Origin of the sequence: Crateriforma conspicua, from assembly GCF_007752935.1 — a bacterium.
Taxonomy (GTDB): Bacteria; Planctomycetota; Planctomycetia; order Pirellulales; family Pirellulaceae; genus Crateriforma; species Crateriforma conspicua.
In genome coordinates this window covers 5,589,371-5,604,881 of record NZ_CP036319.1, presented here as the reverse complement: position 1 = coordinate 5,604,881, position 15,511 = coordinate 5,589,371, and the positions used below count along the sequence as shown (strand labels likewise).

General features: G+C 59.9%; 10 protein-coding genes. 3 read left to right on the top strand and 7 right to left on the bottom strand.

Features of this window, described 5'->3' with window-relative positions; all coding sequences use genetic code 11:
* Positions 1-20 precede the first annotated feature (20 nt).
* From mqnE to ubiE, 4 genes are all read right to left on the bottom strand, one after another.
* On the bottom strand, positions 21-1,178 hold the full coding sequence (mqnE, locus tag Mal65_RS20465; protein ID WP_145301912.1) for an aminofutalosine synthase MqnE: 1,158 nt from the start codon (positions 1,176-1,178) through the stop codon (positions 21-23).
* A gap of 182 nt (positions 1,179-1,360) precedes the next feature.
* On the bottom strand, positions 1,361-2,329 hold the full coding sequence (locus Mal65_RS20460; RefSeq protein ID WP_145301910.1) for a 4-hydroxybenzoate octaprenyltransferase: 969 nt from the start codon (positions 2,327-2,329) through the stop codon (positions 1,361-1,363).
* Positions 2,330-2,339: 10 nt separating this feature from the next.
* Complete coding sequence (locus tag Mal65_RS20455; protein ID WP_196784334.1) at positions 2,340-2,966, bottom strand: UbiX family flavin prenyltransferase; 627 nt, start codon at positions 2,964-2,966, stop codon at positions 2,340-2,342.
* Positions 2,967-3,148: 182 nt separating this feature from the next.
* Complete coding sequence (gene ubiE / locus Mal65_RS20450; RefSeq protein WP_231131192.1) at positions 3,149-3,892, bottom strand: bifunctional demethylmenaquinone methyltransferase/2-methoxy-6-polyprenyl-1,4-benzoquinol methylase UbiE; 744 nt, start codon at positions 3,890-3,892, stop codon at positions 3,149-3,151.
* 418 nt (positions 3,893-4,310) lie between these two features.
* On the opposite strand from ubiE, the gene Mal65_RS20445 reads away from it, so the two are divergent.
* Both Mal65_RS20445 and Mal65_RS20440 read left to right on the top strand, forming a co-directional pair.
* Positions 4,311-4,991, top strand: coding sequence for an HAD family hydrolase (locus Mal65_RS20445; RefSeq protein ID WP_145301905.1), 681 nt, complete (start codon positions 4,311-4,313; stop codon positions 4,989-4,991).
* Between the two features lie 133 nt (positions 4,992-5,124).
* Complete coding sequence (locus tag Mal65_RS20440; RefSeq protein WP_145301902.1) at positions 5,125-6,369, top strand: DNA polymerase IV; 1,245 nt, start codon at positions 5,125-5,127, stop codon at positions 6,367-6,369.
* Here Mal65_RS20440 and Mal65_RS20435 read toward each other — a convergent pair.
* The 3 genes from Mal65_RS20435 to Mal65_RS20425 all read right to left on the bottom strand — a co-directional run bounded on the left by Mal65_RS20435 (position 6,354) and on the right by Mal65_RS20425 (position 12,245).
* On the bottom strand, positions 6,354-8,798 hold the full coding sequence (locus tag Mal65_RS20435) for a CehA/McbA family metallohydrolase (RefSeq protein WP_145301899.1): 2,445 nt from the start codon (positions 8,796-8,798) through the stop codon (positions 6,354-6,356). The two genes, Mal65_RS20440 and Mal65_RS20435, sit on opposite strands and share 16 nt — an antisense overlap.
* 253 nt (positions 8,799-9,051) lie before the next feature.
* Positions 9,052-10,713, bottom strand: a complete 1,662-nt coding sequence (locus Mal65_RS20430; protein ID WP_196784333.1) for a BamA/TamA family outer membrane protein — start codon at positions 10,711-10,713, stop codon at positions 9,052-9,054.
* On the bottom strand, positions 10,710-12,245 hold the full coding sequence (locus Mal65_RS20425) for a BamA/OMP85 family outer membrane protein (RefSeq protein WP_231131191.1): 1,536 nt from the start codon (positions 12,243-12,245) through the stop codon (positions 10,710-10,712). The genes Mal65_RS20430 and Mal65_RS20425 overlap by 4 nt, the downstream gene beginning before the upstream one ends.
* 430 nt (positions 12,246-12,675) lie before the next feature.
* On the opposite strand from Mal65_RS20425, the gene Mal65_RS27010 reads away from it, so the two are divergent.
* Positions 12,676-15,486, top strand: coding sequence for a flagellin (locus Mal65_RS27010; protein WP_196784331.1), 2,811 nt, complete (start codon positions 12,676-12,678; stop codon positions 15,484-15,486).
* The last annotated feature ends 25 nt before the right edge of the window (positions 15,487-15,511 follow it).

Here is a 15,511-nt window from a genome sequence, read left to right as displayed (position 1 = left end):
CCATGGGGTACCGCCGGAGTCTACGACACCGCGACGGCATCATCGACGGGTTGACCGCTGTGCCAATCGCGGAAATCGGTTTCACTGCGGTGCACGCGATGATAGACGGTGTCGCGTTCGACCGGTTCGCGTCCGGCTTCGGTGATCAGCCCGCGAATGTCGTCCACCGACAGGCACTGGGGCGTGGTCGCACCGGCGTCGTGGTAAATCAGTTCGTGCCGTACGGTCCCATCGATATCGTCGGCACCATAGGCCAATGCCGTTTGCGCCGTCGGGATACCCAACATGATCCAGTAAGCTTTGATGTGTTGAACGTTGTCCAGCATCAGCCGGCTGATCGCCACGGTCCGCAGATCCATCAGGGCGGACGGCTTTTTCAAGTTGTCCAGTTTGGTGTTGTCCGGATGAAACGCCAAAGGGATGAAGACCTGGAAGCCACCAGTGATGTCTTGCAGTTCACGCAACCGCATCAGGTGGTCGATACGGTGGTACGCCTGTTCGACGTGGCCGTAAAGCATGGTGCAGTTGGTGCGGATGCCCAGTTCGTGAGCGGCCTGGTGGATCTGTAACCATTCATGCGTGTTGGCTTTGTGTTCGCACAGTTGGTCACGGACTTCGGGGTGAAAGATTTCCGCGCCGCCACCAGGCATGCTGCCAAGACCGGCCGAACGCATGTCGTCCAGGACCCATTGTTTGGACTTCTTGGTTTGAAATTCGAACCAGTTGATTTCGACCGCGGTCCAAGCTTTCAGGTGGATCTTGGGGAAATTGTCTTTCAGCAAAGCGATCAGATCGCGGTACCACTCGTAGGGTTTCTGGTGGTGCAAACCGCCGACGATGTGCATTTCGGTACAGCCGTTCTCGGTGGCTTCGCGACCGCGTTGCAAGATCTGTTCATCGGACATCGCGTAACCCTTCGGGTCACGCAGGTCGCTACGGAAAGCACAAAAGCGACAGCGGTACACGCACACATTGGTCGGATTCAAATGCGTGTTGATGTTGTAATAGGCGACGTTGCCGTTTTTTCGTTCGCGGACCAGATTGGCCAATTGGCCGACGTCTTGTAGCGGAACCTCCGGATCGTACAGAAAGATTCCATCGTCCATGGAAAGACGTTGGCCGGATTCGACTTTGTCGCGAATTTGGCGAAAGCGTGCGTCGCGGTCGGTCTTGTTCATATTGGTTTCGCGCTTGGTTGGCGAAGGATTGAATCTGGCGAAAAAAATCGTGTCAGGAACCCGCGGGACAACCATTCCGACTGGCCGAGCCAATCCCCGCTGGGGCCAGGCATTGGATCGTTTGGTTAACCGTCATGACGCCGGTTGCCGCAACGGCCGGTCGGGCTGCGGCGACGATGGTTTTACGTCAGGCAATCGACGACGCCGACGACCAGGATCAGCAGACTAATCATGGCGTTGGTTTGGAAAAAGGCCTCGTTGATTCTGCGCAAATCGTCGGGGTTCACCAGGGTGTGCTGGCGAACGACCAGCACGACGACCACGGCCATCCCCGCCAGGAAAGTCCACCCCAGCGGGGTCGAGGCGGCCACAAATGGCAGGGCAAACAGTGCCACCAGCATCACAATATGGAATGCGGCGGCGATCCGGAACGCGCCGGTCATGCCGAAGCGGGCGGGGATGCTGTGAAGCCCGGTGCGGCGGTCGAAATCGGCATCCTGGCAAGCGTAAACGATGTCGAATCCGGTGACCCAGGCGGCGACGGCCAATGCCAGCACCAGTGGTGAAACCAAGTCGATCGGATGAGTGACCGAAACGGGGCCGCGGATGGCGACCCAAGCGCAGACCGGCGACAGCGACAGGGCGATTCCCAACCACAGGTGCGCTGCCGAGGTAAATCGCTTGGCCAGGCTGTATCCACACAAAAAAAGAATCACCGGTACCGATCCGGCCAACGGCACCCAATTGGGCCAAAACAACAACGTCGATGCGACGAACCCCAGCACGCACAGCGCGGTGAACCAGGCGACTTGAGCGGGTGAAAAGATGCCGGCCGGCAGATGACGGCCGGCGGTCCGCGGGTTGTCCGCGTCCAGTTTGCGGTCGGCCCAGCGGTTGAAGGCCATCGCAGCACTGCGTGCGGTCACCATGCAAAGCAAAATGCCGATGATGTCGCGAAGCCGCAAACTGGGCCAGTCACCGGTGGGCAACGGAGTCGACAGAGCCATCACGGTTGCCAGGGCGGCGAAGGGTAACGCGAAGATCGTGTGGCTGAATCGGATCAAGCCCAGCCAATCGCTGATCCCACCGCGGCGGCCGGTGGCGATGGGTGCGGTCGAAGGATCGACGGGGGACGCATCAGGTTGGTTCATGTCGTTTGTTTTAGGTTTCACCCCAACGACCAATCAATGCGTTGTCGACGTCCAACTGGTCCAGAATCCGGCTGACCACAAAGTCGACCAGATCATCGGGCCCGCTGACGCCGTGGTACCAACCCGGCATCGCGGGCAACACGACCGCGCCTGTGGAGGCGATGCGACGCATGTTTTCCAGCTGGATGACCGACATGGGCGTTTCGCGGGGCACGATGATCAAACGGCGGTGTTCCTTCAGGTGGACTTCGGCCGCACGCTGGATCAGGTTGGATGCGGCCGAGCGTGCGATCGCGCTCAGCGTGCTGCCGCTGCATGGGCAAACGATCATGGCGTCGGTTTGAAAGGAACCGCTGGCGATCGGCGTCATGAAGTCATCGTGTCGGTGAACGATCACTCGGGCGTGGTCGTTCGCTGTCGCCGCCAACGCGGATTGTTGTGACCACTGGCCCGGCCAAGTGGGGCGGAAGTCCAACAGCGCTTGCACGTCGGGATCGGCGACGTTGATGTCCAAGGCACATTCCTGACGCAGCACCGCCGCGCCGCTGGGGCTGATGGCCAGATGAATTTCTGCGTCGCTGTGAACAAGGGTTTGCAACAGGCGGACCGCATAGGGCGCACCGCTAGCACCAGTCATCGCCAGGACGAATCGTCGGGGGCGTTTTGAGGCTGTCATGTTTGCGGTGGGATGGTTGATGGAAGATCAAGGACCGATCGGGGCCGGCGAAGCCCTGTCGATCGGTGAAATCGCGATGTGGCCCAAAAAAGATGGGCTTGGTTTGCGCGATCGGTGAGCCCGGGTTCAGGGTAAGCAGGGGATCAAGAATCTGGTTTGCGTCCGATATAGATCGAAGCCACACCCAGGGTCAGCGGTGTGTATCGCACGTCGGTTAAACCGGCGGCGGTGAAATGTTTCAACAGGTCAGGCCCGGACGGAAAGTGGCCGACCGATTCGGGCAGGTACTCATAGGCCGATTGGTTATTCCGCGCCATCCACTGGCCGATGCGTGGCAACACGTGCGAAAAGTAGAAGCCGTAAATCTGTTTCAAAACGGGAATGCGTGGTTTGGAAAATTCCAACACGACGACGTGGCCGCCCGGGGCGCACACACGCGTCATTTCTTGAAGACCTCGATCGGTATCGGCGACGTTCCGCAAACCGAACGCGACGGTGACGTATTGAAAGCGGTCCGATTCAAACGGCAACGCCTGGGCGTCGGCTTCCAGGAACCGAACCGGTTTGACCGGGCCTTCGGGTTCGGCGTTCTTGTCGGTGGCGATCCGCAGCATGGCGTTGCAGAAATCGCTGCCAAAGACGCGCACGCCGTGGGGGACTTTTCGGGCGATCGAAAGGGCCAAGTCGCCGGTTCCCGTGCAGACATCCAACACGGGGCGGGTGGGCTGGAAATCCATCTTCCGGACCGTCCGCCAACGCCAATAGCGATCGATGTTCAGCGACAGCAGATGGTTCATCCGGTCGTAGCGTGGAGCGATCTGGCGAAACATTTCGCGGACGCGGTCGCCGCTTTTGTCGACGGTGGATGAATCAGACGTCTGGCTCAAGTGATCAACGATGGGAAAGAGAAGGAAAACCTGTGTGATGAAAGCGGCGTCGGACACGTCCCGACAATCCGCCGCCCAGACATTATGATCGTCTGGGCAGTGGGGGCCGTGGTCAAATGCGGCGGATCGATTCCGGGGACGACGGGGCCGGGGACGACACCGGTTGAGTCCCGGACCGGGCGGAATGTTGAACGGGCCGAGCTAGTATCGGAATCCGCGGGACGATGGGCTAGCGGGCGACTGGGCCGCGGGCGGAAGAACCTCGGGTGACGGGGCCAGACGGATAGGCGCCGGCCGGACAAAACACCAGCGATCGCATTGCTCCGCCAGGGGCCGCCCATGCCCGAAGACGCCTTGCCGTTTCATCCTTTACCGGTCCATCCCACCATCATTGAATTTGATCTTCGCCGACTGAACCATGCGGACGTTATTGTTTGACATCGATGGAACGTTGTTGACCGCGCACGGAGGCGGTCGTCGGGCGATGCTGCGAACGCTGCGGGAAGAATTCGGCTTGGAGGATCCGGAAATGGTCGGATCGTTTCACGGTCGCACCGACATGGGGTTGATGGCCCAGATGTTGGAGATGAACGGATTGGAGCCCACCGAACAGCGACGTCGGCGATTCCGCGTGGGGTATGCGGAACGGTTTCCGGGGGAATTGCAACGCAGCGGTGGCGAAGTGTTCGTGGGCGTTGCGGAATTGTTGAAGGCGTTGGCACCGGCGCGATCTTGCCGGCTGGCATCGATGACGGGCAACTTGCCGGAAACCGCGACTCGCAAATTGGAACACTTTCATTTGCGACACTACATCCAGTGGATCGTCGGCGGGGACTTGGATGCCCAGCGGAACGATTTGGCATCACGGACCTTAGATACGATCCGACGCCGACACGGCGACGATGCTTGTCGTGATGTTGTGGTGATCGGTGACACGGTGGCCGATATCGTTTGCGCGCGTCATATCGGGGCGTCGGTGGTCGCGGTATGTACCGGGGGCGAGACGTACGAGGAATTGTCGGCGGCCGGTCCGGATGCGATCTGGCACGATTTTTCGGATCACCAGGGCGTGGCCGATTGTTTGTTGGGCGACTTATGAGCCGTCGCGAGATCACGGTCATTTTTCAAGCGAACGTTGGTGCGGTTCGCCGACCCGACAATGATGGGATGATCCGGTCGGTGCGATTGAGTTTCGTATTGACCTCTTTGACGTTCGACCAGCGGACAACGGGATGATTCTGCATGTCGACATGGACGCGTTTTATGCGTCGATCGAACAACGCGATCGTCCCGAACTGCGTGGCCGACCGGTGGTGGTCGGTGGAACCGGTGGGCGAGGCGTCGTTCAGGCGGCCAGTTACGAAGCACGTCGATTCGGCATTCACAGCGCAATGCCGGGACGACGTGCCGTTCAGTTGTGCCGCGATGCGGTGTTCGTCAAAGGTCGCATGTCGCACTATGTCGATGTGGGGCGACAGGTCCGCGAGATCTTTCATCGCTTCACGCCGCTGGTCCAACCGTTGTCGTTGGACGAAGCGTTCTTGGATGTCACCGGCAGCCGACGGTTGTACGGTTCGGCCGAAACGATCGGACGCGCGATCAAACAGGCGATTGCTGATGAAGTCGGCTTGACCGCCAGTGTCGGGATAGCGCCGCTGAAGTTCGTGGCAAAAATCGCCAGCGATCTGCAAAAGCCCGATGGCTTTGTGATGGTCGACCCGGCGACGGTGCAAGCGTTTTTAGATCCGTTGCCCGTGTCACGATTGTGGGGCGTCGGCAAAGTCGGACAACGAAAACTTGGTGAGCTGGGGATTCGTCACATCATTGATATCCGAAAGCAAGACGCCGACCAATTGCGACGTCGTTTCGGCAGTTGGGGCGAACACTTGTGCCGACTGGCCAACGGAATCGATCCCCGCGGGGTCGTGCCCGATCGTCAGGCAAAACAAATCAGTCACGAGCGAACGTTTTCCGAAGACCAGACTTCCGGCGAAGTTCTGTCCAGCGTCGTCAGTTACCTGAGCGAACAGACCGCGTGGCGGCTGCGTCGCAGCGATCGCGTCGCAAAGACGGTGACGCTGAAGTATCGCCGCGAGGACTTTGAGACATTCACACGGGCCCGGACGCTGCCGCAGACGACGGATTCGACCGGGCTGATTCTGGAAACGGCGATGACGTTGTTGGACGAAATGCGACAACGCCAACCCAGGCCGGTACGGCTGATCGGTGTTTCCCTTGGAGGGCTGACCGACGTGCGACCGGTGCGTCAAATGTCACTGTTTGACGACGAGACCCATCAGGCCGACCAGCGAGCGATTGATCGCGTGTCGGACAACCTGCGCGACGCGATGGGGGACGGCGTCATCCACCGCGCCAGCAGCCATGTTTGGTCACAGCGAAAGAAACAGAAACCGTCGGATCCGCCCAGCGATGCGGATCCGACGGGCGATTCGCAGGACGGTCATCGTCGCACGTAGATCGGGTTGCTGATCACGACCGGCGGCTGCTTGCCGAAATTGTCACCGTAGACCCGGCCCAGTTCACGTTGTTCGCCGATCGCGGCAACGACGATGAACGTGTCGCCATCAATCGACAGCGGCAAACGTTGGTCGAACTTTATAACGCCATCGGCAAAGGCATCCGGATGGGTTTGACGGCGGCGTGTCAGTTCGTCCACGCGGCGGGTGCCGACGAAGACTTCCACGCGAGTGACGTCCAACCAGTTGGGACATTGGATTTGGACCGCTAGTTCGGCGTTGCCGTCGCTCAGGGTGACTTCGTCGCCGATCTGTGCCGGGCGGTCCAGTTCCTTGGCATGCAATTGGACCGTCATGAACGGGCCCGTCGACATGATCGCGCGACCGGCTTCCAGATTGGCCGTCATTTCATCAATGTCGATCTGCGCCGGATCGTCGGTGGATGATGCGACCCAATTGCGAAGCCAACCGCTGCCGTGATGGTTGTAGTGGGCATCGGTGTTGACGACGCCGGGGATGCGTTGGCCTTCGCTGATCAATCGCATCCACTGCAAGATTCGGTTGTCTCGCAAATCATCCGGAGTGATTTCCTCGGGATCATCAAAGATGGCTTCCGGCGGGTGAACTTCAATCACGTCGGCGAACTGGAACATCGACGCAAAGCCACCGTCTTCGGTGCCATCCTTGTCTTTGTCACGAGCCATCTGGTTCAAGTTGGGGTGATTGATTTGAATCACTTTATCGGATTCATCGTCCCACATCGCCAATCGCTGGATTTGGGTGATCGGATTGGTGTCGGTGCGCGGGCCGCCGCCGCTTTGGGCATGGGGCGTCCATTTCAAGGGAAACGCGTTTTGGTGATTCAGCGGCAACGGTCCGCCGGTCAATTCCATGCCGCTGCAGGTGGCCATCAGGTCCATGGCGCCCAGTTCGCCAAGGAAGTCTTCGTATGATTCGATACGCTGGTGTTCGGTGCACGGTCCGAATTCGATGTGTTCGCACACCAGGTTTTCGACGCGTCCACGTTGGGATGACGTATTGTCGCCCGACGGGGTGCTGTGGCTGTGCAGTTCGGCACTGACCCAACCATCGGTGTTGATCACCCGGTTCAGCGTGACGTCGACGGTGGTCTGTTGTCCGTCGGCAACCTGAATGGTTTGGATTTCGGCGTCGAATTCCGGCCCCCGGCTGATGATGCATTCGTAACGTCCGGCCGGAATGCTGCGAGTGAAGTTCCCGTCGACGGTGTAGACACAGTTTTCCACACTGCCGTCGGCGCTGTCGGGGCCGAACGTCGGGTTGGCGGTTCCGTCGATGCCGTAAAAGGTCCACTTGGCGGGCGACGGGTTGCCGTCGCTGTCGCGAGTGGAGGCCACAATGCTGGTGGCGGCCGAAAATTCGATCGTGTGATCAGCGGCACTTGGCCCCACCGTCAATTCGGTGATCACCGCTTGATGGCCGATCGCTTCGGCACGTACCTGATATTTTCCGGGGCTCAGGTGCAACGAAGTGTTCCCGTTTTCGGGGAAATGAATCTTGGTTTGCAATTCTGGTGTCAGCGATGCCAGTTGGTCAGCATCGGCCGACAGGATTGTCAGCGTCGGACGCGGTTGGTCACCGACCAATCCGTCCAGCTGAATCGTTTGCGGGGCGGATCCGCGAACAATGCCGACCAGATCGACCAAGTTGGCGGCCGGGTACAGGCGAACGGTCCACCGGATTGTGTTGTCGTCATTGCCCGGATCTTCGCCGGCGGCCGGCGGGTAGGTCACGCGGCGCATCCGTTCCTTGTCCCATTGCATCATCCCGTTGCCCAAACCCTGTCCGGTGATGCCATAGCACTGGCGAAAAAACTCGTCACGAAAGAACGCCACGTTTTGGTCGTCAACACTTAAGGTTCCGAATTGGAACGTACGGTCGGCACGGACACCGTCGGCCGCGGTGTCTTCGCCACGGAGGGTCGTGGTGACTGTCACGAAATCGTCGCCGTCGCGCAATTCGTATCGCACCGTCGCGTTACCGCCGGAACCGTTGCGGACGGACGACGACGTGCATTGCCAAAAAACGCCGCCGTCGACATCGCCGGTTTCGACCGCTGATGCGTCTTCGAACAGAAATCGTGAAGCGGCCGGATAAAATGCGCTCAGTTGATCGCTCATCCCGTCCCGCCGAGTCAGGTCGATCAAGCCCGCACCCGCATCGCGGACGGTCATGTTGGCATCGCGGCCCTCGACGGGGTTGGCGACGACGGCGATGATTTTGTCGTTGCGAATAACAAAGTCGCCGTCGATCCAGTCGATTTCCTTACCGCCAATCGCCGGTCGGTTGGTCGGATCAATTTGGAACAGGTCGGCGGCGGGGGCAACGGCGGTCAGCGTGCAGCATCCTAGGCACCCCACCAAAACAAATTTGCCAAATGACGTCGGCATACCAGCGGCTCACTACTTTGTGTCTGTGCAGAGACTTGAATTCCATAAACCAACATCGCAACTTTCCCGACAGGAAAGTTGCGTGGGGTGGGAATTAAAGCAGACAGCGGTGCCAAACGCTTCCGATCTTCACGTCGAATTGATGTTTCGACTGTTCAGATGTGAGTCAACCTGGTGGGGCGAGCGGCAATCGGAGTTTGCCAGCCGCCTGGTTTTCACAGGCGGCCCGAGTGGTTGCTAAACCTGGGTCTGGTTATCGGATCAGGCTCATGTAGAAGCTGAACGTGCGCTCGTCGTCGGTGTCCGCTTTGGCGACCGGAAAGGCGAAGTCGAACGCCAGCGGCGCGGGCCCCATCATCGGGATGGCCACTCGCAGACCGACCCCGGGAGCGACCCGGAAGTTGTCTTTGTTGATTTCGATATCTTGTTCGACGGTTCCGAAGTCGACAAAGGCGACGCCACGGAACGCATCGTCCGCGGTGATCGGGAACATGTATTCGATGGCGTTGAGCCATTGGAATCGACCCCCGACTTCCACACCGGCGATCGACGGGCTGGCACCACGGAAGTCAAAACCACGCATGGTCGCGTAACCACCGGCGAAGAAGTTTTCAAAGATCGGTGTTTCTTCGCCGCTGATTCCGATTTGAGTCGAATACGACAGCGTTTGGCGGCCGGATCCGTCGGCACGTTGCGCCAGCAACCAGTACTGGCGGAACTCCGTTTCGAATCGGGAATAATCGTAATCGCCAAAGACTTCTTCGAAACTGAATTCGAAGTAGTGGCCTTCGCCGGCTTGGATCGGGCTGTCACGTGTGTCGTGGACCAGAGCGATTTGTCCGCTGTACAGTTCGTTGTCACCCAGGGCGTTGTCCAGTTGGGGAATCCCCAAGACACGCGGGTTGGTGACGTCGACGTTTTGTCCGCTGATGCCCAGACTGATCGAAAGGTCGGGCGTGATGCGATAGCCAAAACTCAGGCGACCGCCCAAGCGTTCTTCGTCCCAGTCGTCGAACCGTCGGTCGTACAAGAAGCCGCTGACGTTCATGCTGATGGGCAGGTAGCCGAACAGATTGGGGTCACCGAACGATGCGGTGTAGCGTTGGAATTGGCTGCCGGGGACCGCTTCGATCCGCAGGGTTTGACCGGCACCGCGAAACGCCGTTCCGCCGATCAGGTCGGACCAGGACGTTGGAAAACGAGTGATGTCAAAGTTGCGTTCGTCGATCGTGATTTGACCGGTGACGCCGGCGTCGCTGTTGACGGCACCGCCAAACATGATCCGGCCGGTTCGGGCGGGGTATCCGTTGACGATCAGATCGGCGTCACGAATGGGCGGCATCATGGGTGCCGGCGGTGGCGCGTTCAGCACATCGCCGCCCATCGGGGAACCGAACGGCGAACCGTATGTGTCGACCGTGTTGCCCGGCATCGGTGCGGGAACAGGGACGGCACCGGGTGTCGTCGGGTATTGTCGCGAGACATAAGGTTGGGGTTGGCCAAAGCCCACGCCGCTGTCGACGTTACCGGCATGGCCGGTTTGTCCAGTGGTCGGCGTGGTGGCCGATGCGGGGATCACCGTTGAAGCGGGAATGGCGGTGGTGCCGGGATTCGGAGACGAAGCTTGGATCACCGATCCGTCGGCGGTCGCCGGGGCACCGGCCGTAGCGCCGCTGGTGGCCGAAGCCTGAGCGATCGACGGCGTGGCGGTTTGCAAACTTGGTCCGGTGACCGGCGGTCCGGCGCCCATCGACAATGATGATCCGGAACCGGGGTTGGGGCCGAATTGGTTACAGCCGGTCAGCGCGATCAGTCCGCCGATCATCAGCGTCTTGGCCCAGCGACCGGTTCGGTCGGCGGTCTTCGCAGGTTCACCGTGCGTGTTGTTCATGCAGAAACGTTCCATGGTGTTCATCGAAGCTCCTGCCTTGGCACGACTTTGATGTCCGGTGGTTCGGCGATATTCATGTCGGCTTCCAACAGTGGGCTGGCTCCCAGACGACGACGGTCGCTTTCCAGTTTCCGACGGTCGATGACATCGCCTTCGCGCAGTTCCATCAGGTTCAGGATGGTGCTTTCTTTCATCAGGTGAGGTTCGCCGTCGATGTTGACGTGAATTTCACCGATCCGCCAACGATCGCCTTCTTCGATTTGGTAAACCAGATCGACCACGCCGGCTTCGTCACGGATGATGGTTTTCGGCTCGACTTCGGCATAGATGAAACCCAGTTCGCCGTAGCCGTAGATCATCGATCCGATGTCCAGTTGCATTTTGGTGCCACTGAACGTTGCACCGGAGATCAATTCGTGTCGGGCACGCAGTGATTCTTCGGTGACGTATTGATTGCCGACGATTTGAATGTCGCCGATGCGGAACCGGGGGCCTTCGTGGATGTCGAAGGTGACCGACATGAATTTGCCGTTTTCTTCGTACTCGATGCTGCGGCCGACCGATGCGGTCAAGAATCCCAGGTTGTGGTAATAGGCCTGCAGGATGTCGACGTCACGATTGATTTTTTGCAGATCGGCGGTGTTACCGACGTACAGCGTCGCACCGTACCGAGCGTCACGGCTTTTGATGATGCTTTTTAGTCGCGAGCCACTGACAATGGTGTTTCCCACCATGCGGATGGTGCGAATGCGTTCTTTTTGGCCTTCGTTGATGCGGAAGACGACTTCGCCGCTGGACAGTCGTTGGCCCTCCGGTGCATCGGGTTGTCCGTATTCCACGGAGATCGCGACGCGGTTGAAGCCTTCTTCGTGATAGTAGTCGATCAGGCGGCGTTGGGCCGATTCGATGGCGTAGGGGTTCAGTGGGTCTTTCTTGGTCAGCCCCGCCCTGCCCCGCAGTTCGCGGTCATTGATGCGAGTGTTGCCGAAAAAGATCACTTCGGTGATGACCGGACGTTCGCGAACTTTGAAGGTGACGATCACGCCGGGCTGGGCCGCGTCGGCGGGTGTTTCTTGGATGTCAAACGTCACATCATCAAAGGATCCCATTTCGATCAGACGATGGACGTCGGCCAGGACGGTTTCGTAGTCGAAGAACCGGTCTTTTCGGGTCTGCAGTTTTTGATGGATCAGGTGAGGGCTGACCGATCGGTTGCCCACCAAGCGGACGGCCAAGACGATTTTGTCGCCTTCTTCCCGCCCGATGGTCAGGCCGTCGGTTTCGTGGATTGCGTCACGGAATTTGGCTCGCTGGGGTGGTCCTGGGGCGCCCGCGCCACCGCCTGCGCCGGGCATTCCGCCCCCCATTCCGCCCATTTGGCCGTTGGCCGGCGTTGGGAAACAGGAAAGGATCGTCAGGGTCAGGAACAACCCCAGCCACGACGCCGCCATGACCGGCGGACGCGCCGCGGGGGCGCGTCGGGCGCGGACCCCGATCGGGCCTTCCTGCCCGACCGGACCGGCGTCACCTCGAAAAATGTCGGTTTGCCTAGCCACAAGCATCCTTGCACAGCCGCATCGCGAACGAGACGGAATCGCTGTTTATGAGTCGCTAAAGGGGGATGAAACGTCTTGGGTGGCCGCATCCGGTGGGGCGCGGCTTTGCGGGAAAAACGTCCCGGTTGCTGGCTAAGTACCAACGTGGCAACGGCAGCGGCAAGGCGGATTGTGACGTTTCTAGGGAAGATGCTGGATTCCGGCCCGATTCGTTCAAGTTTGGCCAGCTTTTGTAGGCCTAAAAGTTTGCCAATTTTTCGCCGTGACCAACGTTTGCAGCGGAAGGCAGAAAAGTGTTGCTGCCCTCCGGCAGGTGTATCGGTGTTCGGTGCCTGCCCAAATTCGAACGCACCGCTGCCCGGTTGAACTTGTTTGAGCGGCGGAACGCACATTCCGCCGGCAGCGATGCCGCAGCATAGGGGAAATCACCATGACACGGATCAACACCAACGTTTCGTCTCTTGTCGCCCAAAACCGACTTCAATCCAGCAACGCCGACCTGCAAACACGCCTGACGCGTTTGTCGACCGGTTTGCGTATCAACACGGGTGCGGACGATCCGGCCGGTTTGATCGCCAGCGAAGCCTTGCGGGCTGAAATCACTGGTTTGAACAAGGCGATCAGCAACACGCAACGAGCCAGCCAAATCATCAGCACCGCTGACAGTGCCTTGGGCCAAGTCAGCAGCCTGCTGAACGACGTCCGCGGCCTAGTCGTCGAAGCAGCCAACAGTGGTGCCCTGTCGTCCGAGGAAATCGAGGCGAACCAACTGCAAATCGACAGTTCGCTGGAAGCGATCAATCGGATCGCCCAAACGACCACTTTCCAAGGCCGCAAGTTGCTGGACGGAAGCCTGGATTTCAACACCAAGGCCGGCACAGGCTTTTCCAACGTGAAAGACCTGGAAATTGACCAAGCCAACTTGGGCAACCTTGGCAAGATCAGCGTGAACGTTGAAGTTCAATCCGCTGCGACCAAGGCCGCGGTTACGTCGACCGGGATTCCCGCGACGACCACGGCGGCCAACTCCACCGGAACGATCAGCTTCGGTGCACCGTCGGCCGATGCCGAAGCAACCGGCACCGCGTCCTTCAGCAATTCCTACACCGTTGGCGCCGAAGCGACCGGAACGATCAACTTCGACGATGCGTTCACGCCCAACGCCGAAGCCGGCGGTACATTGACGCTGGGCAGCGGCGTGACGTTGGACATCGATGCGGTCGACGGCGGCCTGGCCGATGGTTTGAAGGGTGACAGCACGATCATCGAAGTCGTCACGCAAGTCGGCGGTGATTCGTCGGCCAGCTATGATGCCGACAGCGACACGCTGACGTTGACCTTGGTCGAAGGCGATGATGCCGCGGCAATCGTGACGGACCTGACCGGCGACCCGAACTTCACCGTCGCAGCCAACGGCGGCACCTCGGGTACGATCGCCGCGGGCGATGCGGGCACGTACACCGGCCAATTGACCGGCGGTTCGAACACGACCAGCGGCACGACGGGCTTTGACCTGACGGCCGTCAACGGTGGTGCGGCCGACGGTGCCAAGGGGAACGACACGGAGATCGTGTTGACCAGTGGTGCGACGACCGGTGCGGCCTACGACGCCGACAACGACTTGCTGACGATCACCGTTGCCGACGGTGACACGATCGCCGACATCGCCGCGGCGATCAACAATGACGTCGGTGACGATTTCATCGCATCGAACACGGTCAACGGCGACTACGCCTACGACGCTGCCGACAACACGGCGATCGGCAGCCCGCTGACGGCTCAACTGGCCAGCGGCACCGACCCGACGTTGGCATCGTCATTCGACATCGAAGCGGTCAACGGCGGTGACGCCGACGGCACCGCGGGCAACGGTGTGACGTTGAACCTGACCAGCGGTGACACGACCGAAGCGGTTTACGACGCCGATAACGACGTGATCAACATCACGGTGGCCGACGGTGCGACGACGGCCGACATTGCCGCCGCGATCGACAACGAAGGCACGTTCATCACCAAGAACGTGCAAAACGGCACGGCTCTGTTCGCTACGGCGGATCTGGGTGCGAACGACCCCAGCCTGACCGGTGGTACCGACGCGACGGCCGACGACGTGATCACGGTCACGGCGGATGAAGCCAGTGCCGATAGCGACGGCGTGACGATCACACTGAACGCGGACAACTCGCTGGCCGCCGGTGAAGCTCAGGCATCGCTGGATGACGACGGCAACATCGTCGTCGCGGTCAGCAGCAACGGTGCGGTCAATGTCGGAACGATTTCCGCCGCCATCGATGATTTGGAAGGCTTCAGTGCCGAAGTCACCGCGACCGATGGTGACGGCAGCTATGACATCGACAATGACACCGCGGCGACCACGACCGACCTGTCCGGCGGTGTGTTCGGCGGTGGACTGAACGCCGACTTGGTGGTTCAGTTGACCGGTTCGCTGGGTGCCGAGGTCTTCCAGTTCGACAAGGGAGCTTCGCTGGACGACGTGATCCAGTCGATCAACTTGGTTGCCGACGCGACCGGCATTCAAGCCGAAGACGACGGCGGTTCGTTGAAGCTGACCAGCACCTCGTACGGTTCGGATTCGCTGATCGATGTCGAAGTCATCAGCGAAGGCGAAGGCGGAACGTTCAAGAGCGGCCTGTCCGCCGAACGTGCCACCGGTACCGACCTGTCGGCAACGGTCAACGGAATCGCGGCCAACGCATCCGGCAACACTTTGTCGATCAACACCAGCACGTTGGACTTGACCATGACGGTCGAAGAAGGCGTCAGCAGCGACATCAGCTTTGACATCACCGGTGGCGGTGCGACGTTCCAATTGGGACCGGAAGTCACCAGCACGCAACGAGCCAGCTTGGGCATCGGCAGCGTCAGCACCGGTCAGCTCGGTGGTGCCAGCGGTCGACTGTACGAACTGGCTAGCGGCCAAGCGAAGAGTCTGACCAACGACATCAGCGGTGCGACCGAAGTGATCGACGAAGTCATCAACAAGGTCACCGGACTTCGCGGCCGATTGGGTGCGTTCCAGGCAACGACGCTGGACAGCAACATGGTCAGCCTGAACGAAACGAAGGCCAACTTGCAGGAAGCCGAAAGCTCGATCCGCGACGCCGATTTCGCCGAAGAGTCCGCCCAACTGACCCGGGCTCAAATCCTGGTCCAATCGGGCACCAACGTGTTGGCGATGGCCAACCAAAACCCGCAAAACGTTTTGTCGCTGCTGCGATAAGTTTGCCGAAACAGATTCCGCCGGC